The organism is Pseudomonas helleri (assembly GCF_001043025.1).
Taxonomy (GTDB): Bacteria; Pseudomonadota; Gammaproteobacteria; order Pseudomonadales; family Pseudomonadaceae; genus Aquipseudomonas; species Aquipseudomonas helleri.
Genome location: NZ_JYLD01000017.1, coordinates 36198 through 59768 on the forward strand (window position 1 = coordinate 36198; position 23571 = coordinate 59768).

At 59.8% G+C, this 23571-nt stretch carries 19 protein-coding genes and 1 pseudogene; 16 read left to right on the top strand and 4 right to left on the bottom strand.

Annotated elements, in window-relative coordinates:
• Positions 1–72 precede the first annotated feature (72 nt).
• Positions 73–2286, top strand: coding sequence for a TonB-dependent receptor (locus TU84_RS21990; protein ID WP_048372904.1), 2214 nt, complete (start codon positions 73–75; stop codon positions 2284–2286).
• Positions 2287–2341: 55 nt separating this feature from the next.
• Positions 2342–3382, top strand: coding sequence for an ABC transporter substrate-binding protein (locus TU84_RS21995; protein ID WP_053225292.1), 1041 nt, complete (start codon positions 2342–2344; stop codon positions 3380–3382).
• Between the two features lie 90 nt (positions 3383–3472).
• On the opposite strand, the gene TU84_RS22000 is transcribed toward TU84_RS21995, so the two are convergent.
• The gene (locus TU84_RS22000) at positions 3473–4201 is read right to left on the bottom strand and encodes a class II aldolase/adducin family protein (protein ID WP_053225293.1); all 729 of its coding nucleotides are present in this window, start codon (positions 4199–4201) and stop codon (positions 3473–3475) included.
• Between the two features lie 338 nt (positions 4202–4539).
• Between TU84_RS22000 and TU84_RS22005 the strand changes: the two genes are divergently transcribed.
• The 13 genes from TU84_RS22005 to TU84_RS22065 all read left to right on the top strand — a co-directional run bounded on the left by TU84_RS22005 (position 4540) and on the right by TU84_RS22065 (position 19281).
• Positions 4540–5709, top strand: a complete 1170-nt coding sequence (locus TU84_RS22005; RefSeq protein ID WP_048372906.1) for an LLM class flavin-dependent oxidoreductase — start codon at positions 4540–4542, stop codon at positions 5707–5709.
• Between the two features lie 100 nt (positions 5710–5809).
• Positions 5810–7591, top strand: coding sequence for an ABC transporter ATP-binding protein (locus tag TU84_RS22010; protein WP_048372908.1), 1782 nt, complete (start codon positions 5810–5812; stop codon positions 7589–7591).
• The gene (locus TU84_RS22015) at positions 7584–9419 is read left to right on the top strand and encodes an ABC transporter ATP-binding protein (RefSeq protein WP_048372910.1); all 1836 of its coding nucleotides are present in this window, start codon (positions 7584–7586) and stop codon (positions 9417–9419) included. Before TU84_RS22010 ends, TU84_RS22015 begins: the two co-directional genes overlap by 8 nt.
• A gap of 241 nt (positions 9420–9660) precedes the next feature.
• On the top strand, positions 9661–10716 hold the full coding sequence (locus TU84_RS22020; protein ID WP_048373022.1) for an ABC transporter substrate-binding protein: 1056 nt from the start codon (positions 9661–9663) through the stop codon (positions 10714–10716).
• A 65-nt stretch (positions 10717–10781) separates the two neighbouring features.
• Positions 10782–11837, top strand: coding sequence for an ABC transporter substrate-binding protein (locus TU84_RS22025; protein WP_048372912.1), 1056 nt, complete (start codon positions 10782–10784; stop codon positions 11835–11837).
• Positions 11837–12604, top strand: a complete 768-nt coding sequence (locus TU84_RS22030; protein ID WP_048372913.1) for an ABC transporter permease — start codon at positions 11837–11839, stop codon at positions 12602–12604. The genes TU84_RS22025 and TU84_RS22030 overlap by 1 nt, the downstream gene beginning before the upstream one ends.
• Positions 12605–12613: 9 nt before the next feature.
• Entirely contained in the window at positions 12614–13384 is a 771-nt protein-coding gene (locus TU84_RS22035) for an ABC transporter permease (RefSeq protein WP_048372915.1), read from the top strand.
• A gap of 14 nt (positions 13385–13398) precedes the next feature.
• Positions 13399–14217, top strand: a complete 819-nt coding sequence (locus tag TU84_RS22040; RefSeq protein WP_048372917.1) for an ABC transporter ATP-binding protein — start codon at positions 13399–13401, stop codon at positions 14215–14217.
• Positions 14218–14442: 225 nt separating this feature from the next.
• Entirely contained in the window at positions 14443–15540 is a 1098-nt protein-coding gene (locus tag TU84_RS22045; RefSeq protein ID WP_048372918.1) for a sigma-54 interaction domain-containing protein, read from the top strand.
• A 103-nt stretch (positions 15541–15643) separates the two neighbouring features.
• Complete coding sequence (locus tag TU84_RS22050) at positions 15644–16450, top strand: energy transducer TonB (RefSeq protein ID WP_048372927.1); 807 nt, start codon at positions 15644–15646, stop codon at positions 16448–16450.
• A gap of 82 nt (positions 16451–16532) precedes the next feature.
• Entirely contained in the window at positions 16533–17252 is a 720-nt protein-coding gene (locus TU84_RS22055; protein ID WP_048372928.1) for a MotA/TolQ/ExbB proton channel family protein, read from the top strand.
• Between the two features lies 1 nt (position 17253).
• Positions 17254–17655: an ExbD/TolR family protein gene (locus tag TU84_RS22060; RefSeq protein ID WP_048372930.1), complete on the top strand. Its 402-nt coding sequence runs from the start codon at positions 17254–17256 to the stop codon at positions 17653–17655.
• A gap of 225 nt (positions 17656–17880) precedes the next feature.
• Positions 17881–19281 carry a purple acid phosphatase family protein gene (locus tag TU84_RS22065; protein ID WP_082148788.1) on the top strand — a complete coding sequence of 467 codons (1401 nt, stop codon included), beginning with the start codon at positions 17881–17883 and terminating at the stop codon, positions 19279–19281.
• An 82-nt stretch (positions 19282–19363) separates the two neighbouring features.
• Here the strand turns inward: TU84_RS22065 and garD are convergent, their stop codons facing one another.
• From garD to TU84_RS22080, 3 genes and pseudogenes are all read right to left on the bottom strand, one after another.
• On the bottom strand, positions 19364–20917 hold the full coding sequence (gene garD / locus TU84_RS22070) for a galactarate dehydratase (RefSeq protein WP_048372932.1): 1554 nt from the start codon (positions 20915–20917) through the stop codon (positions 19364–19366).
• A gap of 60 nt (positions 20918–20977) precedes the next feature.
• Positions 20978–21889: pseudogene (kdgD, locus tag TU84_RS22075) on the bottom strand (5-dehydro-4-deoxyglucarate dehydratase).
• Positions 21890–22216: 327 nt separating this feature from the next.
• Complete coding sequence (locus TU84_RS22080) at positions 22217–22699, bottom strand: Lrp/AsnC family transcriptional regulator (RefSeq protein WP_048372938.1); 483 nt, start codon at positions 22697–22699, stop codon at positions 22217–22219.
• A 136-nt stretch (positions 22700–22835) separates the two neighbouring features.
• Here TU84_RS22080 and TU84_RS22085 point away from each other — a divergent pair, with 136 nt between their 5' ends.
• Positions 22836–23462, top strand: a complete 627-nt coding sequence (locus TU84_RS22085) for a LysE family translocator (RefSeq protein WP_048372939.1) — start codon at positions 22836–22838, stop codon at positions 23460–23462.
• The last annotated feature ends 109 nt before the right edge of the window (positions 23463–23571 follow it).

A 23571-nucleotide genomic window follows, 5' to 3' on the forward strand; every position in this document is an offset into this window, starting at 1 on the left:
GCCAAGGTACTGGCCTGAAACTGGCCATTTCGAGCGCGTTTAACGCTTGATCCAACAGTCACAGGGAGCATCATGTTTAGTCGAACCACCTTATCGATGGCTATCGCCTTAAGTCTTAACAGCACCTACCTCATCGCCGACGACAACGTCGACCCGCAGGCTTCTGCCACCCCTTCCGCAACCCTTGAAAAGGTCACGGTCACCGCACAAAAACGCGAAGAAAGCGTGCAGGAAGTGCCTGCCCCCGTCTCGGTGCTCAGCGGCGAAAAAATCCGCCAGGCGTCATTGAACTCAGCGAATGAAATCACCCGCTATATTCCCAACGCTTCGGCCGGCACCGTCGACGGGCATGGCCGCCCACGCTGGTGGATCCGCGGTCTGGGCACGGGCGATCAGGGCGCCAACACAGTCAGCCCGGTCGGAATCTACATGGACGATGTGTATATCTCGAACATCAGCGCGACAGGTTTCCCGCTGTTCGATCTGGACCGGGTCGAAGTGTTGCGCGGGCCACAGGGCACGTTGTGGGGCAAGAACACCACAGGCGGCGCGATCAACTTCATCTCAAAAAAACCGTCCTTTAAAGAGGACGGCTACTTTAAGGTCGATGTCGGCAACTACGCCAACCGTGCAGTAGAAGGTGCCTACGGCGATACGCTGATCGAGGACAAACTCGCCGCCAGGGTTTCGATCCGTCATCAAGGCAACGACGGCTACAACGAGAACAAGGCCAAAGACAACGATCAGGGCGCGCTGGAGGATGATGCGATTCGTCTGCAGTTGCTAGCCGTGCTGTCGGATGATCTGGAGGCCAACCTGAACGTTCACAGTCGCCGCTATCACGACACCGGCAGCTCCAGCTCGGTCAACTACGGCATAGGCCCCAACGGCAATAACCAGTTCGGCTATCACGTCGACCCCAAGCAAGGCAGCGTTTACTACAACGCCAAGAACCGCGCGAACATCAAGCAGGACGGTGCCAACCTCAACCTCAACTGGCAATTGGGCGACCTGCAACTCACCTCGATCAGCGCCATCGAAGCATTTAACCGCGAAGGCGTCAGCGACAGCGACAACACCCCGCTGGAACTTCAACGCGGCTACGCCTACGTCGACAGTCGTCAGCTGTCACAAGAGTTTCGCCTGACCTCGCCACGTACTGACCGCTTGAACTGGGTGGCCGGCTTCCATTACTTCCACGAAGACCTGGACGCCAAAACCGCCAGCGCCGCGCTGGATAACACGTACGTGAGCCGCTACTACAACCGTGTCGCCTACGACCAGACCAGCGAGAGCTACGCGTTGTTTGGCAGCGTGACCTACAACTTCACCGAAGCCTTCAGCCTCACCGGCGGCCTGCGCTGGACCCGCGAGCGTAAATCCATCGACCTCAACCGCGTGGCCAACATCGGCCAGGCCGGATTTGCTGGCGGTAACTGGTGGAAACCCGGCAATGTCACCACGCCCTTGGGCATCACCGCCGTGCAAGATGACAGCAATACCTGGAGTGACTGGACCTACGACGTCACCCCTGAGTACAAGCTTTCAGACCATGCCCGTGTGTACTTGCGTTATTCCAAGGGCTTCCGTTCCGGGGGGTATAACGCTGGCGTCACCACCCAGTCGACCGTGGCCACCGTAGATCCGGAATACCTGACCGCATATGAACTGGGCTTTAAATCCGAATGGTTCGATGGCCGCTTGAATGCCAACGCCAGCGCGTTTTATTACGACTACTCGGACATCCAGTTAAACATCGTGAGCGCGATCAACAACCAGACCGTGTCCCGTTTGGCCAACGGTGCGCAGGGTGAAGTGTATGGCGCCGAATTCGAGCTCGAAGCCATCCCCGTCGAAAACCTGCACGTCAACTTCGGTTTGGGTTTGCTGCACACCGAATTTACCGATTACACCTCGGGCAGCAACGATTACTCGGGCAACACGTTCGTGCGGGCACCCAATGTGTCGGCGGTGATTGGCGCCGACTACCGAATCGCGCTGAACGTGGGGGGTGCAATCATTCTCGGCACCGACTGGGACACCCGCAGTCGACAGTACTTCTTCACCAACGACCAGAGCCAGGGCATGCGCAGCGGCGGTTATACCCTGGGCAACGCACGGGTCACGTATGAGCTGGCAGGCGCCAAAAGCGAAGTTACCGCTTATGTGCACAACCTGACCGACAAGGAGTATCGCAGCCACACCTTGCCCGGCGGCTACCAGAGTGCCGGGGTGATGTTTGGCGACCCGCGCACCGTGGGTATCTCCGTGACCAGCCGTTTCTGATCAACCCCGGCGACCGGAAAACTTCCGATCGCCGCTCTACAAGGCAGACCGTCTTATGAAATTTTCGCGCTTTCTGTTAAGCCCGTTGCTGATGCTGGGGCTGCTGGCCAGCTCCGCAAGTTACGCCGCCGAGCCCTTGAAGACCGTGCGCATTGCTACCGTCGCGTACTCCAACGCGGGCAAAATCACGTTCAACGGCCCCACCTATTTGATGGACAAAGACCCGTGGCTCAAAGAGCAACTGGCACAACGCGGCGTCGAACTGCAATGGGTGCCGGCCGCCACCGCATCGGTGGGCACGTTCGTGAATGAAGAGTTCGCCAACAAACGCATCGACTTTGCGTTCTACGGCGACCTGCCGAGCATCATCCTCAATGCTTCCGGCGTTGCGACCCAACTGATTGCCGCAGGCGGCATCGGCAACAACGTTTACCTGGTAGTGCCGCCCGACTCGACGGCCACCTCGATTGATGACCTGAAAGGCAAACGCGTTGCCCTGCATCGGGGTCGGCCTTGGGAGCTGTCCTTTGCCAAACTGCTGGAGTCGCGCAACTTGGCGTTCGACGATTTCCGCCTGTTCAACCTCAACCCCCAGGCCGGTGGTGCGGCGTTGAGTGCGGGGCGAATCGACGGGTTATTCACCTTGAGTGACGCCTTTTTGCTGGAAGACAAAAAAGTCGGCAAGATCATTTGGTCCAGCAAACAGGCACCTCTGGACTGGAAAATGCGAGCCGAATTGTTTGGCGCCAAAGACTTCATCGCGCAAAACCCCGAGGTCACGCAACTGGTGGTCGATGCTTACCTGAAAGCGTTGAAATGGGCCTCGCAAGATGAGCACAAGGCCGAGTACATCGCCCTGCTCTCGCAATCGGGCCAGCCGCAAAGCGTGCTGCTGCGCGAAGTGCAAGGTGAAGCCTGGAAAGATCACTTCAGCCCGTTGATCAACGCCACCTTGCGCCAGCACTACGCCGACGGCATCGCCTATAGCTTGCAGTCCAAGTTGATCCGCAAAGACGTCAATGTGGATAACTTGCTCGACGACCGCTTCGTCAAACAGGGCCTGAAGAACCTCATCCTCACCGAGGAGTGGAAGTAATCGACACCCTGAAGGAGCGAGCTTGTCTCGCGATCTTTTGACCGTGTCAAAGATCGAGAGGCAAGCTCGCTCCTGCCGTTTGGCTGGACCTTAAGCCGCGTTTTCCAGCAACTTTTTACCCTCGGCCCACAGGCCGGTCATGTTCCACTGCTGCTCCAGAACCCCTGGGCCAAACTCTTTGGAACCGCCCAAGCCTTCGGCCAGGCCCTGGAACCAGGCGCCTTCTTCAATCAACAAGATCAACTTGGCCACTTGAATAATTCCTGTGCCCCAGAAGGTTGCGCCGCCGTTGGCTTCCAGAATCGCCGGCAAGTGCGGGTTCGCTTCCAGGTTCTGCACAATGAAATCAGCCTCGGGCTGTCGACGGTCAATGTAGATCGGCAACTCGCGGGCCAAGGTCACCCGTTGCGAGGCCGCATAGCGAATCGGCAGCACTTGATGCGCGCTGGCCCAACCACCCAGCCATGGCGTGTGCACATGCGTCACCACGTTCACTTCCGGGCGCTGGGCAAAGATCGCCGCATAACGCTTGCCATTGCCCCCTGCCTTGCGGCCGCTCAGCGGGCCTTCAACCGATTCGTCCACATACACCTCGCCGTCGTAGTCAGCGACCACGGCGCGGATCTCTTCGTCATCTGCCCACGGGCCGGGCGCATGCAGGGCAATCACCAAACGGGTTTGCGGCACTCGCACATACGCCTGGAAGGTATTGGTAGCGGTCAGCGTACGGGTGTTTTTCAGCACACGAGTCGCTTTGGCAAAATCGCGTTTGGCTTGCTCAAGGAAGCTCAGTTGTTCAACGGTCAACGAGTGGGTCATGGCGTAGGCTCCAGCTAATCGATTAGTAATGCCGGGCGAAAATCCGGGCATGCCCGCTACACAGCACTTCCTGTGCCAGCCCCGACACAAAAATTAACGCGTTGTTTTAAAAGACATTTATTAAAGATCAGAGAATTATTCCGCCACCTGCTGTTGATCTTGCTGCGGTGCCAGCATGACGTGCTGATCAATTGCTGCTGCACCAGCAATCACACCCGGGGCCATTGTGCAAAGCCCCGATCCAGAGGGCTCCGGGGCCTTGGCACAGGCGTTGCAATTACCTCGGTAACGCGGCTCTCGAGGTGATGAGCCCGACCACTGTCACTCTGGAGTTATTCATGAGTACCGAGTTCTTCTGGCGCCTGCCTCTGGGCAGTGATGGGCATGATTTGGCAAGTGATAAAAACACCCGTGGCAGTGCGATTTACCGCCCCGGCAATATCGCCCCCGGCCGCTTGCCCAATGGCGAACCTGACGGCTTCACCTATATCGACTACATCGCTCAGGTGGCCAAAGCCGCTGAGCTGGCAGGCTTTGAAGGCGCACTGCTGCCCACCGGCCCTGAGCCATGGATCGCGGCTGCCGCACTGGCCCGCGAAACCCGCCGTATCAAGTTTCTGATCGCCTTCCAGGCCACCTGGACCCTGCCCGCCTATGCCGCGCAGCAAGCGGCGATTCTGCAAAACCTCAGCCACGGGCGCCTGGACTGGAACATCATCACCGGCGGCAACCCGGCGTCACAGCGGGCCAACGGAGACTTTCTGGAACACGACAAACGCTACCAGCGCACCGGCGAGTTCCTCGACATCATCAAGGGTCTGTGGGAGAACGAATCGTTCTCTTATCAGGGCGATATCTACCAGTTGGAAAACGGCTCGCTGCCACGCGGACTGACCAAAGAGCGCAAGCCGGGGGTGTACTTCTCAGGGTTTTCCGACCCGGCACTGGACGTTGCCGCCCGCCATGCAGACGTTTACCTGAACTGGGCCGAGCCGGTGGATAAACTCAAGCCGCACATCGAGCGCGTGCGCGAACTGGCCGACAAACAAGGCCGCGAAGTCCGTTTCGGCATTCGTATCGACTTGTTCGCCCGCGAGACCGAAGAGGCCGCCTGGTCAGACTTGCGCCGCCAATACGAGCGTATCGACGCCAAGACCAGCGACTTCATCAAGAACTTCGCCAGCGGTTCGGACTCCGTGGGTGCCGCCCGGCAAACCGCCTACCACCAGAACTCCCAACGCTTCGAAGACCTGATCATCGGACCCAACCTGTGGGCCGGTTTCGGCAAGGCCAAACCCGGCCCCACCATTGGCCTGGTGGGCAGCCACGAGAACGTTGCCGAGCGGCTGGCCGAGTACCGCGATGCCGGTTTCTCGACCTTTATCCTGGCCGGTAACCCGCACCTGGAAGAAGCCTTGCGTATTGGCCAGGAAGTGCTGCCGCTTGTGCACCAGCGCCCTGTAGCCGAGACCGCGCCGGTCACGGCTGGCCTCAAGGCCGCTGGCTGAAACTCAGCCCTGCGTTTCACCCCTTCATACCACCCCGCACACACGTCAGTGTCTGCGGGGTTTTGACGATCCGCGTATCGGTCCACAAAGAATGGAACCCATGATCAAGCACTATCCCTTGCTGCGAAGCCTGCTGATCTACCGAGAAATGCCTTGGCGCTTTACCTTGACCGCAGCGCTGTTTGTAGTGGTCAGCGGTGGGTTAGCCCTGCAGCAATGGTTAATCGGCAATGCTCTGAATGAGGTCAACAATGGTCACGCCGTGGTCCGCCTCGCCGATGGCAACCTCGACGCCAGCCGAGCGTGGTTCTGGCTGTGGCTGCTGCTGGGCGTCGCTTTGATACGCGGCATCGCCCAGTACAGCGCTGGCGTCCTGTCATTGATCCTCAGCCAGGCGCTGTTGACCCGATTGCGCGAGCGCATCCTGCAACACGTGCAAAGCCTGCACCTGGGTTATCACTGGCAACACGGCATGGGCGAAATGATCAGCCGCACCACCCGCGATGCCGATAAATTGCGTGACGCCTTGATCAGTTTTTGGCGACAACTGGTGGAAACCCCACTCATCGTGCTGGCCACTGTCGGTCTGCTGATCGGCTATAACCTGTGGCTCGGGCTGGTGCCTCTGCTGCTGACAGGTGTGGGGCTGTGGATATTTGTACGCCAGACCGAACGGCTGCTGGTGCTCGACCGCGAAGTGGGGGCTGCCTATGACCGGGTCAATCAAGACCTGAGCGAAGGGATTGGCGGGGTCCGCGTGATCAAGTCATTTGCCCTGGAAGCCGGGCGTATTGAGCGTTTCAACCAACAAGTCGACTTTTTTGCCGAGCAGGCACGCCTGGCCCTGGCCTTTGCCAGTTCACGTATCCCGCTGCCACAGGTAGTGGTCGCGCTGAGCCACGTGTGGATATTTATCTACGGCGCCTGCCTGGTGCGTGACGGCCGGCTAGGGGTGGGCGAATGGGTGACCTCGCTGTTGATTGTCACCACGCTGATTTTTCGTATCGAAGGCATTGGCCGAGTGATGCAGGTATTCGCCGATGCGCGAGCTTCGGCAGAGCGCATCTGGCAATTGCTCGACGCGCCATTGGCCATTCAAAGCGCCAGCGAGCCTCTCTCCAAAGCCCCGCTAGGGTTGTGCCTTGCACGGGTCAGCGTTGAGGCACCGGGGGGCGGGCAACGCATTCTGCACCAGTGCAGCCTGACCGTGCAGCCCGGCGAAGTCGTTGCCCTGGTGGGCGCCACGGGTGCTGGCAAAAGCGTGTTGGCCAGCCTGCTGCCACGTTTGACCGATGCCGAACAGGGCGCCGTGCTCGTCGGGTCGAGCCGCGATGGCTGGCAAGACGTGCGCACGCTCAAGTTGGATGAACTGCGCCAGCGCGTGCATGTAGTGCCTCAAGAGAGCTTTTTGTTTTCCGATACCCTCGCCGCCAACTTACGCCTTGCCGCCCCCGATGCCAGTGATGAAACCCTGCGCTGGGGGCTGAGCATGGCAGCCGCAGACGATGTGCTCGAACGTTTACCGCAGGGCCTCAATACCGCGCTCGGCGACCGTGGCGTGACCTTGTCTGGCGGCCAGCGCCAGCGCATCAACCTGGCCCGCGCATGGTTGGCGAAACCGGACATTCTGTGCCTTGACGACGCCACCAGCGCGCTGGACTCGGTGACTGAGCGGCGGGTGATCGAGAACATCCGCAGCTTGCTGCAAGACCAAGGACGCGGCACCACTTTGCTGATCATCTCCAGCAAGCTCTCCACTCTATTGCTGGCCGACCGCGTGCTGCTGCTCGCAGATGGCCACATCGCCGACAGCGGTCGCCATGCCGAACTGGTGCAGCGCAACGCTTTTTATCGTGATCTGCTGGGAGTCGAGCATGGCTAATGCCTTACCTGGAAAAGCCCTCAGCGACATTGAGATTGAAGAGTCGCTGGCCAAAAAAGCCCTGGACCGCAGCATGTTCACTCGGCTATTGCCCTTGCTCGGCCCGGTGCGCGGGCGCATTGCCGCCGTCATTGTGCTGGAACTGCTGCTGGTGTTTGCGGTGTTTTTGCGGCCCTGGTTCGTGCGCGAACTGCTGGATCGCGGGCTGGTCCATCAGGACAACCAATGGCTGCTCAACACCTCATTAGTTGCCATGCTCGGGGTTGGCCTTTTCATGACCTGGAGCGCACGCTTTGTATTGGCCGGGATCTCGCAATACGTCGCTGGCAGCGCAGCCATCCGCGTCCTTAATGAGCTGCGCATCCGGGTCTTCAGCCACGTTCAGGCCCTGAGCATTGGCTACTTCGACCGGACCAAGGCCGGGCGCATCATTTCGCGCGCCGACCGGGACGTCGACAGCCTCGAATCGCTGTTGATTCAAGGGCCTCCGGAACTGCTGGGCGCACTTCTGCGCTGCGGTGTCGCGTCGGTGATGCTGTGGCTGATTTCGCCGCTGTTTTTCTTCAGTCTGGCGAGCATCGTCCCGCTGTTGTTCTTCGCCACCTGGGGCTTCAAACGCATCTCGCAGCGCACCTGGGCCAAAGTGGCAGAAAACCGCAGCCGCTTTACCGCACACCTGGTCGAAACCGTGGCCGGGGCACGGATGATCCAGCAATGCGTGCAGCAGCAACCCAACCAGCAACGCTATCGGCGCTTGCTCGAAGACTTCAACGATGCACTGATCGGCGGCAACCTGCGCTCGGGCTGGTTTGCCCCGTTCACCGGGCTCCTTGCCGCGCTGGGTATGGCGGTCTTGCTGATGCTCGGCGCCTACGGCCTGGCACAAGGCCAACTGACGGTCGGGCAAGTGGCCGAGAGCTTGTTTTACGTGATGTTGTTTCTGGGGCCGCTGCAAGAACTCTCGGACTTATTTGAACGTTACGCGACCGGCTCGGCGTCGGCACAGCGGATTTTCCTGCTACTCGACACCCAACCGGAAATCACCGACAGCCATACGCCGGTGGCCCTTGAAAAAGCCCGAGGTGCAGTGGACTTCGAACGCGTGGGGTTCGCCTATGTACCGGGCTCCCGGCCTGTGATCGATGATTTTGACCTGCATATTCCGGCGGGTGAAGTGCTGGCGATTGTCGGCCCATCAGGGCATGGCAAAAGCACCTTGGTGCAATTGCTCACGCGCTTTTATGACGTGCAGCACGGCACGGTAAAACTCGACGGCATCGACATCCGGCACCTGAGCCAACAGCACCTGCGGCGCAATGTTGGCGTGGTGCTGCAGGACAACGTGCTATTCAGCGGCAGCGTCCTCGACAACCTGCGCCTGGCAAGTCCCGGGGCCAGCGATGCACAACTGATCGCGGCGGCGCAGGAATTGGGAGCCAGTGAGGTGCTGGAGCGTCTGGCGCATGGGTATCACACCGAAGTGGGGGCGCTTGGTGCACACCTTAGCCACGGGCAACGGCAACTCGTCTGTCTGACCCGCGCCTACCTGGCCGACCCGGCGGTGCTGGTGCTCGACGAAGCCACCTCGGCGGTGGATATCCACACCGAACGGCGCATTCAAAAAGCCTTGCGCAAGCTGTGCCAAGGCCGCACCGCGATCATCATTGCCCACCGTCTGGCCACCATTCGCGATGCCGACCGCATTGCCGTGGTCGGCAACGGCAAACTGGTGGAACTGGGCAATCACAGCGCATTGCTGGCCAAGGGCGGTGTGTATGCATCGCTGTACCGCACGTATGCGCGCTCGCAGGCACTGCACCCGGCTTGAGATTGGCCCGCGGCAAAAGTGGCTGCCACTGTTGCTGATCCCCCAGAGCCCTTGCTGATCGATTGCTGCTCCAGCAGCAATCGGCCCTGCGCCGCGCCCCCCAAGATCGCGCAAAGCCCCGCAAACCGGCGACTTCAGCGTTGAACAAAAGCGTGGCATGAGCGTTGCAAACAAGGTTTACCGGCAACCCGTGGGGTTGCTCTTTGACCTGTCGATCCTCGATTTTTTTGGAGAACGTGCAATGTCTCATCCCCTCGAAACACTCTGGTACACCCGTTGCCCTGTACCCACCGGGCTTGGCATCGCGGTTCAAAAGGGTTGGCTGGAGGAAGTTCTGGAACAACAAGGCACGCGCATCCAGTCACTGCGCGAGTCCAACGAACAAACGGTGCGTGAATCACACTTCGATCACACCCTGCAAAACTCGGTGCGCCACGGCGGTAATATTCCGGCGATCTGGGCCAGGGCCAGTGGCCGTGATACACGCGTTATCGGGCTGTCGTGGGCCGATGAGGTTCAACTGATCTTGACCCTGCCCTCCAGCGGCATCAAAACCGTCAAAGACCTCAAGGGTCGTAAATTCGGCTTGCCGCACTGGGTCAACGCGCAAATCGACTTCACTCGCGCACAAGCTCTGCGCGGCCTGGAAAACGCCCTCAAGCTCGATGGCCTTGAGGTCAAGGATGTAGAGCTGGTCGACTATGTGCGCGGCGGCACGTTCAGCGATGAAGCCACCCATGTGATCAATGGCATTGCCAACTTCGGCGGCCGCCGTGACGGTGGGCAAAACGCTGAGCTGGTGGGCCTGCTGCGCGGCGAAGTCGACGCCATATTCCTCAAGGGCGCACATGCCGTGCAATTGGCTCATCAGTTTGGCCTGCACACAGTGATCGACACCGGCTCTCACCCAGAACCCTTGATTCGCTCCAACAATGGCACGCCGCGCACGTTGAGTGTCGACAGCCATTTGCTGGATAACCACTTCGACACCGCCGTGGCGATTCTGTCTTCGGTGATCCGCGCCGAAGAGTGGGCCTGGACCCACCCGCAAGACACCCGCCGCTTCCTCGCCCACGAAACCAACAGCAGCGAATACTGGGTCACGGCAGCCTATGGCGAAGACGCCCACCAGCGCTTGCGCACCAATCTCGACGAGCGTTCAGTGCATGCCGTTCAGGACTTTACCGACTTCCTGCAGCGCTGGAATTTCATCCCCACCACGTTCTCGGTGAATGACTGGGTCGACAACCGCCCACTCGAAGCCTTGCGCACGTCATTGGCCACACGCACGGGCTGATGCGCGGTACCGGGCAGGGACGGATTCCCTGCCCGCTTCACTTTTTAAATGGCCTGGGTAACTGCATGAGCAAAACTCTCGATACGCTTTGGTACACACACAGCCCCGTGCCCACCGGACTTGGCATCGCTGTTGAATCAGGGCGCCTTGCCGAGGCATTTCGCCCTTACGGCACCAATATTCAAGCGCTGCGCGAGTCATCTGACCGGGAAATACGCGAAGCACATTTCGATCATCACCTCGATAATTCAGTCCGCCATGGCGGCAACACCCCCGCGATCTGGGCCAAGGCCAGCGGCAAAAATACCCGTGTGCTGGGGCTGTCCTGGACGGACGAAGTGCAACTGATCCTGACCACCCCGGAAAGCGGGGTTAAAACCATTCGTGACTTACGCGACCGACGCTTTGGCATCCCCAAGTGGGCCAACGTTCAGATCGATTTCGGTCGCGCCCAGGCCCTGCGCGCTTTAGAAAACGCCTTACAACTCGAAGGGCTGAACATCGGCGATGTAGAACTGGTGGACTATCCCTACGGCGGTAAACACAGCGACGAGCAAATCCGCCATGTGTTCGGCGCACAGATCGCCCTTAAAAGCACTCAGGGCAAACGCCGCAACAATGAGTTGATCGGTTTGCTGCGGGGGGACATTGACGCGATATTCGCCAAGGGCGCGCACGCCGTGCAATTGGCCGACGAGTTCGGTTTGCATGTGGTGATAGACACCGGCTCGCACCCGGACCCCATGGTGCGCAGCAACATCGGTACACCGCGCACGCTGACCGTCGATCAGCACATGCTCGACGAGCATTTCGATGCCGCCGCGCTGATCGTCGAAACCGTATTGCGTGCCGAGCAGTGGGCCTGGAGCCATGCCGACGAAACCCGACGCTTTCTGGCCCGTGAACTGAACACCAGTGAGTACTTCGTCGCCGCAGCCTACGGTGAAGACGCCCACCGTCGACTGGTGACTCGCCTCGAAGAAAAGTCCTTGCTGGCCCTGCAAGACCTGACGTACTTCTTGCACCGCCATCACTTTATCGAACGGGCTTTTGATGTCCGCGACTGGGTGGATGCGAGACCGCTGGAAGCGGTGCTGGACAAAACCAGGCTGGCCATCTGATGAGCACGCTTATCCGGCGCAACCTGATCCGCCTGACCTGGCTGCTCTCACCTCTGCTGGTGCTGGTGGTGTGGACGCTAGTGGCAGGTTCCGGGCGTTACTCCGAGCAATTGCTGGTGCCACCCTCAGTGGTCTGGGAGGCCTTCAAGGATCTACAGCACAGCGGTGAATTGCTTGAGCACATCCAGTTCAGCCTGAGCCGCCTGGCTATCGGTTTTGCCTTTGGGGCCGGTGCCGGGTTGCTGTTCGGGATTGCCCTGGCGCTGTCAAAAACCGTCGAGCACTACTGCGCACCGCTGTTTCACACGGTGCGACAGATACCTTCGATTGCGTTGATTCCGATGTTCATCCTGGCGTTTGGGGTCGAAGAAACCTTCAAGATCGTAATCGTCACCAAAGCCGTGTTCTTCCCGGTGGCCTTGGCCACCAGCGAAGGCATCAAGGCCATCCCGCGCAGTTACTTCGAGGTCGCGCGGGTATACCGCCTGCCATGGCGTGCCCTGGTGCTGGAAGTGATCTTTCCAGCAGCGGCGCCACCGATTCTCACCGGCCTGCGCGTAGCGCTGAGCCGCGCGTGGATGGTGCTGGTGGCTGCGGAACTGCTCGCGGCTGACAGCGGGTTGGGGCAAATGATCGAGATGAGTCGGCAGATGATGCGCATCGATATTGTGATGGTCGGCGTAGTGCTGATCGGGCTGATCGGCTTTGCTCTCGATTACGGGTTTCGCCTGCTGGAAAAACGTTTGCTGCGCTGGAAAGCCCGCTAGGAGAAGCCCATGAACGTATTGCTTGCCCTGCTGCGCCGTTGCCGTGGCCTGTTGCTGCCGGTGCTGCTGATCGGCCTTTGGGAGTTCTGCTCCCGTCAGGGTGCTGCGCAGGCCTACGCCTTTGTACCGTTGGCGACGATCGGCAAAGGGTTTGTCGATTTGATCGACAGCGGCGCGCTGCTCATCAGCACCCTGGCCAGCCTGCAACGTACTTGCCTTGGGCTGCTGATCGGGGTCACGGCGGGGCTGCTGGTCGGCGCCTCGATGGCTCTGTCACGGGTGATTGAACGGGGACTCGGGCCGCTTTACCACATCCTGCGCCAAGTGCCGATTCTGGGGTTGATTCCGTTGATTGCCTTGTGGTTCGGCAGCGGTGAAGGGGCAAAAGTGCTAATTGTCAGCCTCGCCGCGTTTTACCCGATGACCCTCAACACGTATGAGGGGTTTAGCCATATCGAGCCGCGCTATCGCGAGGTCGGCAAGATCTTCGCGTTCACCCCGTGGCAGCAACTGACTCAGGTGTTGCTGCCCAGCGCCCTGCCCTCCCTGAACAATGGCGTGCTGCATGCGCTGGCGTTTGCCTGGGTGAGTTCGGTGGGCGCCGAACTGTTTCTTTCGACGGGTGCCGGGCTGGGCAATCTGATGATGAATGCCGAGGCCGGTTCACGCATGGAAGTCGTGATTATTGGCGTGCTGTGCATTGGTTTGCTCGGCTACGCCATGAACCAATTGTTTTCGCGCCTCAGCCGGCATTTGCTGCGCTGGCGTGATCTTCGTTGAATACGGGATCCCACATGAATGCACCTCTCAAGCAACACTGGCTGGACCCGACCCGGCATCTGCCCGGCGCCCTGGAGATTCGTGGGCTGGGCAAGCAGTACGCCATTGAAGGCAAACCGCTGACGGTGCTGGAAAACATCAATCTGGCGGTCAAGCCGGGCGAGTTCGTGAGCATTGTCGGCGCCAGCGGATGCGGCAAGTCGTCTTTGCTGCGACTGATTGTCGGCCTGGAAGCCGAGTACAGCGGCGACATTCTGCTCGACGGTGAACGCATTGTCTCGACTAGCCTGGAGCGCGGCATCGTGTTTCAGGACCACCGCCTGTTCCCGTGGAAAACCGTTGAGCAAAACATCGCGCTCGCGCTGAAAAATCACCGTTTATCCAGCGCCGAAAAAGCCAGGTTAGTGGCCGAGCATATTCAACTGGTCAACTTGCAGGGGTTTGAGAAGGCCTACCCGCATCAGTTGTCGGGCGGTATGGCGCAACGCGCTGCCATCGCCCGCGCACTGATCAATAAACCGAAAATCCTCCTGCTCGATGAACCGTTTGGTGCTCTCGATGCACTGACGCGCGTGCACTTGCAACGCGAGTTGCAACGGATCTGGGTACAACAACGCAGCACGATGATCATGGTCACCCACGATGTTGAAGAGGCGCTGTACCTGGGTGACCGGGTGATCGTTATGGACGCTCGTCCAGGGCGAGTCAAACACGAAGTTCACGTCGATTTACCGCACCCGCGTGAACGCCAGTGCGCGCGTTTGCAGGCACTCAAGGACGAGTTGTTGACGGAATTGGTCGGCAACGATCGCGAGGCCCCTGCTCACCCATAGACGCCATTTGTACACGCTTTTTCAGCCCGTCATCACGCTGCGACGGGACCCTTTCACAGCTGATTTTTCAGCCGTGCGAGCCCCTGTACCCGGGGGGTTTATACAGATTGAACAGAAAATCGCTTATATGCATTTATTGAATATGCAAATGCTAATTAAGACTTTTTTAATCTATATAAATATCGTGCATGATTCTTCAGCGCTCTTGGTTTCAGGAATATCACCATGTCATTGATCACTCATCCGCATGCTCGCGAACTGACTAAGTCGGTCCGCGCTACCGTATTGGTTTTCAAGGACCCGCGCTCGCTGGAACTGCTCAACCGCATAGAGCGTTTGGCACCCAGCGACGCGAATGCGCTGATCATGGGTGAAACCGGCACCGGCAAGGAGCTGGTCGCCAGACATATCCACAGCCTGAGCTATCGGCGCGATGAACCCTTTGTTGCCGTGAACTGCGGCGCCTTCGCTGAATCGCTGGTGGAGAGCGAACTGTTCGGTCATGAGAAAGGCGCCTTCACCGGCGCCACCACCAGTAAGGCCGGCTGGTTTGAGGCGGCTAAAGGCGGCACGTTGTTTCTCGACGAGATCGGCGACTTGCCATTGAACATGCAGGTCAAGCTGCTGCGTGTATTACAGGAGCGTGAAGTGGTGCGCCTGGGTTCCCGTACGCCAATCCCGATCAATGTGCGGCTGGTGGCGGCAACCAACGTCAACCTGGCCGATGCGGTGGTGGCGGGTAACTTTAGAGAGGATTTGTTCTACCGCTTGCACGTCGCGACGATCCGCTTGCCAGCGTTGCGTGAGCGGCCCGGTGACATCCTGCCGTTGGCAGAGTTTTTTCTCGAAGAACACTGCCAGCGCCTGGGCTACAACCGCGCCACGCTGAGTCCTGAGTGCGAGCGCAAGCTGTTGGACCACAGCTGGCCGGGCAACATTCGCGAGCTGGAGAACTCGATTCACCACGCGCTATTGGTGTGCCGTAACCAGCGTGTGCAGCCCGAAGATTTGCACCTGGTCGATATGCGCAGTCACGGGGTGCGCGCCACCAGCCCCCCGGCGTTCACACCGACAAATGTGCCCCCGGCAAGCCTTGAAGAAGCCTTGGCCAAATTGTTTGAACAGAATTTGCCGAACCTTTACGAGCGCATTGAAGAAACCGTGTTTCGTGAAGCGTACCGGTTTTGCCATGGCAACCAATTGCAAACCGGCCGTGTGCTGGGGATTAGCCGAAACATCGTCCGGGCTCGCCTGGAAAAAATCGGCGAGTTGGCGCAATCACCGCGCAGCGCCAGCCAGGAAGCTCAACGTCAGTCACTGTAGGCGCCAGCTTGCCTCGCGATCTTTTTGAAAGATCAAAAGATCGCGCGACAAGCTCGCTCCTGCAGAGGGTGTAACACGAACATTTTTTAAACGGAGTCAGTCAATGGGTAAAGTCCACACCGCGAGCGCTGTGCCGGACGCGTTATGGCGCACGGCACCGGTCGGCGACTTGCTCGATCTGGGCCGCGCCTATCGCGAACCGCTGGCGCTGGGGCGGCTGCAAAGTACCCCCAAGCGTATTTTGAGCCGCCCGGAAGCGGTGCTGATCGGCGTGTTGGCGCTGGCGTTGCACGGCGCCGTGATTTATTGGATCAGCCAGAACCCGGCGCCGGTGCTGCCGATCGTGCCGCCGGAAATCCCGCCGATGACGATTGAGTTTTCGCAACCGGCGCCGGTGGTCGAAACACCGCCACCACCGCCTGAGCCGATTGTGCAGCCGGTCGCTGAGCCGCCTCCGCCCGTCGAGGACGAGTTGGCCGTCAAGCCTCCGCCGCCGCCCAAGCCCAAGCCAAAACCTGTGGTCAAGCCTGTGCCCAAGCCCGTGCCGAAACCGGTTGAGCAACCACCCACGCCGCCAGCACCGCCTGTGGCCGCCCCGGCGCCACCGGCACCACCTGCGCCAAAACCGGTGACACCGGCCTCGGCCAACGCCGGTTATTTGCATAACCCGGCGCCGGAATACCCGTCGCTGGCCATGCGTCGCGGTTGGGAAGGCACGGTGTTGCTGCGCGTGCACGTGTTGGCCAGCGGCAAACCGGGCGAGATCCAGATACAAAAAAGCAGCGGTCGTACCCAGCTCGATGACGCCGCCCTGGCGGCCGTCAAACGCTGGAGTTTCGTCCCGGCCAAACAGGGCGACGTGGCCCAGGACGGCTGGGTCAGCGTACCCATCGACTTCAAAATCAAATAACTGAACCTGATTGTTCCAGCGGGCTACCTGACAAAAGGCGCATCGCACTACTGACTTAACGCCTTTGTTGGAGAGCCACACCATGAACCTGATCGCTTCCCCTTTTGAATCCATCGAACACGCGGTCATCTGGCTGCTGATTATTTTCTCGGTCGCCACGTGGGGCCTGTTCTTGCTCAAAGGCGTGCAGTTCGGCCGCCTTAAAAGCCAGGACCGCCGCTTCCTCAAGCAATTCTGGGCCGCCACCAGCCTCGACTCCGCAGCCGAACTGGCCAGCACCGCACCAGGTGCCGCTGCCCGTGTTGCCCAGGCCGGTTATGCCGCGATCCAGGTGTCTGACACCCAGCAAACCAATGACCTTGCTCACGCCATCAACCATCAGGACCGCCTGGAGCGCTCACTGCGCCAGCAGATCGTGCGCGAACGCCGCTCACTGGAAACCGGCCTGGCGATCCTCGCCAGTATCGGCAGCACCTCGCCTTTTATCGGTCTGTTCGGCACCGTGTGGGGCATCATGTCGGCCTTGAAAGGCATCAGTGCTGCGGGTTCTGCCAGCCTTGAAACCGTGGCCGGGCCGATTGGTGCGGCACTGGTGGCGACCGGCGTCGGGATCGCCGTCGCGGTGCCTGCGGTGCTGGTGTACAACTACTTTTTGCGTCGCCTGAAACTGACCGCAGCCGACCTCGATGACTTTGCTCACGACTTCTACAGCCTGGCCCAGAAGAGCGCGTTCCGCGTGCATTTGCACCCGGTGCTGAACACCGCGGCCGGTGCCGCAGGCAAAGTGAAGGAGGCGTCTTGAGATGGCTTTTTCAACCCAAGACAACGATGAAGTGCTGAGTGAAATCAACGTCACGCCGCTGGTCGACGTGATGCTGGTACTGCTGGTGGTGTTTATCGTCACCGCGCCGCTGCTAACCAACGCAATCCCGATCAACCTGCCGAAAACGGAGGCCGTGGCCCCGATCGAGCAAAAGGATCCGGTGGTGGTGAGCATCGACGACAAGGGCAAGGTGTACATCAACAAGGACGAAATTCAACCGGACCTGCTGGAAGTCAGCCTGCAAGATGCCAAGGCGAAAAACCCGGATGTGCGCGTGCAGTTGCAGGCCGACAACGGGGTGAGCTACGGCGAAGTGGCCAAGCTTATGGCCTCGATTGAAAAGGCCGGCATTACCAAGCTGGCGGTGATCACGGCCAAATAAACAGGGGTTGCCTCGCGATCTTTTAGGGACCAAAAGATCGCGGGCACGCTCGCTCCTGCCAATGGGCTTGATCTTAAATGACCTGCCGGGGCTCAACGTTTAAACCTCCCCTGCTTTAAAGCACAAAAAAGCCGGTGAAAACCGAGCTGAATCGACCCCCGACCGTCATCCCGATGTCACGCAGCTTTGTTTCCTTGGGCGCATTTCGCCACTCAAGGAGGCTCCATGATTCGCCCAACGCTGCTCGCCCTCGCGCTGTTTTCTGTGATCAACAGTGCAGCGGCCACCCCCGCCTCACCCCTGCCCCATTCACCCGGGACACCCTATGCCGCCAGCGGTCTGGCGGATCGGATTGTGCTGACGCCAGGGGCCAATCCTGCACGGGAAATGGCAGTGACCTTTCGCACCGACACTCACCAGCAAGCCAGCCAATTGCAGTTGGCGGTCGCCCTCGACGGGCCGCAACTGGCCAAGGCTGCCCATACGCTGGAAGGGACTCAACTGAGCCTGGACACTGAAAACGGTCCGGCCCTTTACCACCAGGTGCGCCTGCACGATTTACAGCCAGACACCGCCTACGTGTACCGGGTCAAAGGTGCTGAAGGCTGGAGCGAATGGTTGCAGTTTCGTACTGCTGCCGAGACGTTCAAGCCATTCAGTTTTATCTACATGGGCGATGTGCAAAACGACATTCTGTCACTGGCCTCGCGCAGCATCCGCCAGGCCCTGAAAAGTGTGGCCAACCCTGCACTGATCGTGCATGCCGGGGATCTGGTGTCGCAACGCGATGACCTGGTGCATGACGACCAATGGGGCGAGTGGAACCAGGCCGGTGGCTATAACTACGGGATGATCCCGCAGGTGGTGGCCATCGGAAACCACGAATACCTGGACGGGACACACCCTGATGGCAGTGAAAGCCGCACCCTGAGCCCGCACTGGAATCGTCAGTTCGCGCTGCCGGACAACGGCGTGCCGGGCTTGAAGAACACCACGTATGTGATGGATTACCAGGGCGTGCGTTTTATCGTGCTGGATGGCACAGCGGCCCTCGACATGGGCACCTTGGCCGAGCAAACAACATGGCTTGAGAACAGCCTGAAAAACAGCCCGGCGCGCTGGAATATTGTGGTCAACCATCAGCCCGTTTTCACCTGCGCCCGCCCCGAAGACACCGAACCATTGAAGGCCGCCTGGAAGCCGTTATTTGAGCGCTACAAGGTGGATCTGGTGCTGCAAGGCCATGACCATTGCTACAGCCGCGTGACCAGCGAAGCCGGGCGTGCGGCCTCCCGCGCCGACCGTGCCAGCGGCAAGGTGCAGGGCCCGGTGTACATGGTCTCGGTGGCGGGGTCGAAGATGTACGGGCTCAATGACCGGGCGCACCTGCAACCGGATCGCAGCGCTGAAGAAACCCAGTTGTATCAGACCATCGACGTGCAGGACTCACGCCTTGAAGTGCGCAGCTACACCGCCGCGGGCAAGCTGTATGACGCGTTTGACCTGGAGCGAGATGCGCAAAACCGTAACCACCTGAGCGAGCCGGTAAAGTCCCTGCCTGCTGAACGGGCCTGCACCGGCACGGCGGGCCCGGATGGTTACCCGTGCAGTTCGCGGGGTAAGTAAACCCCTTCACTTGTCTCGCGATCTTTTGATTGTTTAAAAGATCGCGAGCAAGCTCGCTCCTACAGTGGGTGATGCGTTGGATTCAGGTAATCGGGGCGGGGTTGAACAGGGTGAGGTCGTTGTGCAGTTTGTGCTGTTCGGCCCAGGTGTGTTTTTTGCCGCTGGCCACGTCCAAGTAGTAGTGGAACAACTCCCAGCCCAGTTCTTCGATGCTCGCCCGCCCGGTGGCGATGCGCCCGGCGTCGATGTCGATCAGGTCCGGCCAGCGCTGCGCCAGTTCAGTACGGGTCGAGACTTTCACCACTGGCGCCATGGCCAGACCATACGGAGTGCCACGCCCGGTGGTGAACACGTGCAAGTTCATTCCGGCCGCCAGTTGCAAAGTGCCGCAAACAAAGTCACTGGCCGGGGTGGCACAAAAAATAAGCCCTTTGTGGGTAAAGCGTTCACCTGGACCGAGCACGCCGTTGATCGCACTGCTGCCGGACTTGACGATAGAACCCAGCGACTTTTCGACAATATTCGACAACCCGCCTTTTTTGTTGCCCGGCGTGGTGTTGGCGCTGCGGTCAGCCTCGCCTTTGGCCAGGTAACGGTCGTACCAGTCCATTTCACGCACCAGTTCCTGGGCAACCGCCTGGCTTTGCGCCCGCGAGGTCAGCAGGTAAATCGCATCGCGCACTTCGGTGACTTCAGAAAACATCACCGTCGCCCCGGCCCGCAACAGCAGGTCCGACGCGTAGCCCAATGCCGGGTTGGCGGTGATCCCGGAGAACGCGTCGCTGCCGCCGCATTGCATGCCGAGGATCAGTTCGCTGGCCGGCACTGTTTCGCGGCGACGCTGATCGAGCTTCTGCAAGCGGGTTTCGGCCAACGCCATGATCTGTTCAATCATTTCGGTAAAGCCGTGGCTCGCCTCCTGCAAGCGGTATAACCACGGCTCGCTGAGGTCCACCGAAGGGTCGTTGTCGTGCATCACCTGCCCGGCCTGAAGTTTTTCGCAGCCCAGACTGATGACCAGCGCTTCGCCGCCCAGGTTGGGGTTGCGCGCCAGATTGCGCACGGTACGAATCGGGATGTAAGCGTCGGTGGCACTGATCGCCACGCCGCAACCGTAGCTGTGGGTTAGCGCCACCACGTCATCGACGTTCGGGTAATGCGGCAGCAGTTCGTCACGGATGCGCTTGACCGCATGGTTCAGCACCCCGGTCACGCACTGCACGGTGGTGGTGATGCCCAAAATATTGCGCGTGCCCACGGTGCCGTCGGCGTTGCGATAACCCTCGAACGTAAACCCTTCAAGGGGCGCCTGTGCGGCCGGTACCTCGGTGGCCAGCGGCAGGCTGTCTAGCGGTGGCGCGGTGGGCATGCGCAGTTGGTCTTCATTGACCCAACGCCCCCGCGCAATCGGCTGCAAGGCGTAGCCAATGGTTTGCCCATAGCGAATCACTTCGCCGCCCTGGGGTATATCGACCAGCGTGACCTTATGGCTTTGCGGCACAAAGTCCAGAGTCACCAGGCCATCCGCCAGCTCGGTACCGGCAGGCACACCCTGGTCATTCACCACCACGGCCACGTTATCCCGCGCATGCAGGCGGATGGTGCGCGGCGAGTCGGCATGTTCAATCAACGTCATAAGCCCGCTCCTTGGTTTTACGCAAAAGGCCGCTGATTGCTCAGCGGCCTTGGGCATTGTTTATTGCGGGCCTTGCTTGTCGATCAAGGCGGCCAGCGCTTCGTATTCTTCCGGCAACAAATCAGTCAGCGGAGCGCGCACCGGGCCTGCGCTGTGGCCAGAAATGGTCGCCCCGGCCTTGACGATGCTCACGGCGTAGCCCGCTTTGCGGTTGCGGATGTCCAGGTACGGCAGAAAGAAGTCGTCGATGAGTTTGCCCACGGTGTCGTGATCTTCGCGGGCAATGGCGTGGTAGAACTCCATCGCGGTTTTCGGGATGAAGTTGAACACCGCCGAAGAGTAAACCGGCACGCCCAGCGCTCTGTAAGCCGCGGCGTAGACTTCTGCCGTCGGCAAACCGCCGAGGTAGCTGAAGCGATCACCAAGGCGACGGCGGATCGAGACCATCAGTTCGATGTCGCCCAGGCCGTCCTTGTAGCCGATCAGATTCGGGCAACGTTCTGCCAGACGCTCCAGCAGCGGTGCGGTCAAACGGCAGACGTTACGGTTGTAGACCACCACACCGATGTTCACCGACTAGCACACCGCCTCGACGTGGGCGGCAACACCGTCCTGGCTGGCTTCGGTCAGGTAGTGCGGCAACAACAGCAGCCCTTTGGCGCCCAGGCGCTCGGCTTCTTGCGCGTATTCGATGGCCTGACGGGTAGAACCGCCGACACCGGCCAGAATCGGCACGCTGGTGGCGCAGGTATCGACCGCAGTTTTGATCACTTGCGAGTATTCGCTGGCCGCCAGAGAGAAAAACTCACCGGTGCCGCCTGCCGCGAACAAGGCAGACGCGCCATACGGGGCCAGCCATTCCAGGCGCTTGATGTAGCCCTCACGGTGAAAATCACCCTGAGCATTGAAATCGGTGAGCGGAAAAGACAGCAGGCCAGACGAGAGGATGGACTTCAGTTCTTGTGGATTCATTATTCGAACACCCTGGGACGTGTTGTGGGGATAAGGATGGCAGCACTTAGCTTTGTCGTACGTCATCGTACAACTATTAACATTATCGTCAATCCCTCTTATTGAAATCACGCCCACAGAGGCGCCTTGGCCGCTCAATAGCCATAGGCCAAGGGCCGTATTAGAGCGGTCAAACGCTGGATGAAATAAATATCAGAAAGGCTAAATCTGCGGATTTAAGTGCGTACAGCGATGATAGCGCTTTGCGGTCCCGCGCAGATTCGTGCCTCGTGAGTGCCAACCGGGCATGCCATTAAACAAGCCGCGATGTTGTACGATCACAACGCCTCATCCCTTGGGGCCTTTGACCGGATACGCCATAAACGGCTTGATTTCCTTGAGCACAAACATGCTTTGCATCTCTTTGATCCCGGTCAGGCGCCGGATGACCGACATGGCAAAGTCGGCAAAGGTGTCCAGGTCCCGCGAGACCACTTGCAGCAGAAAATCCGCATCGCCGCCAATGCTGTAGCAGGCCACCACGTCTTCAAGGGCCATGACCTCCTGCTCAAACTTGCGCGCTTCGACTTCGCTGTGGCGGTCAATGGTGACCCGCACAAACACAAGCACGCCGAGGCCGATCTTGCGTCTGTCCAGCACCGCGCGATAGCCCTGGATGACCTTGTGCTCTTCCAGTTGTCGTACCCGCCGCCAGCAAGGCGAAGCCGACATGCCGATACCATCGGCCAGGGTCTGATTGGTGGTGCGCCCATCCTGCTGCAAGGCGGCAAGAATTTTGGCGTCAATGGCGCTCAAGCTCTGTTCGGTCATAAATACCCCGTGGATTATTTTCAGGGGTAAATTTGACCCCAATTCAGCCAACCGGCAACCGAAACAGACCAATTTATCCAGCGCCTGCGGGATATGCTTATTGACACACACCCTCAGCCAAGGATGAATCCGGATCATGCTCGAACTCTCTCAAGCACTGACATACACCGCCGCACTGGGCGTCGCCGCGGCCATACCGGGCCCCGGCATGGCCGCTCTGGTTGCACGCAGCGTAAGTGGCGGCGCCCTGCCCGGCTTCAGTTTATTGTCTGGATTGATCCTGGGCGACCTGGTGTATTTGTCCTTCGCGGTGTTTGGCCTGAGCCTGATCGCCCACTACTTCGACGCTTTGTTTGTCTTGGTGCGAGCGTGTGCGGCAGTTTACCTGGGCTATCTGGCCTGGCAGTTCTGGTGGGCGAAACCGCAGCCGGTGGTGCTAGGTCGGCCGATCAACAAGCGCGAGCTGTTCAGCGCCTGGCTGTCCGGCCTGACCATCACGCTGGGCAACCCGAAAACCATCGCGTTCTACCTGGCGCTGTTGCCGCTGGTCATCAATCTGGAGTCGGTGTCGCTGCACACGTGGGGCGTCGTGCTGGTGCCGTTGACCATCGCGGTGCTGTTTATCGTCGGCGGTCTGTTTGTGCTGGGCGCGGTGCGCATCCGCCACTTGCTCGCCAGCCCGCGCGCTCAACACTACCTGTTTAGAGGCGCGGCGTTGATGATGCTGGGTGCAGCGCTGGCCATGCTGGCGCAGAATCTGTAAGAAGCGCCCTGAATAATCGTTTTGCCCTACGACACTCCCGGACCTCTCTCCCGGCCAACCCCGCCGCGTCCGATACGCATCCTGTTGCAGATTGCCCACGCTACGCAGC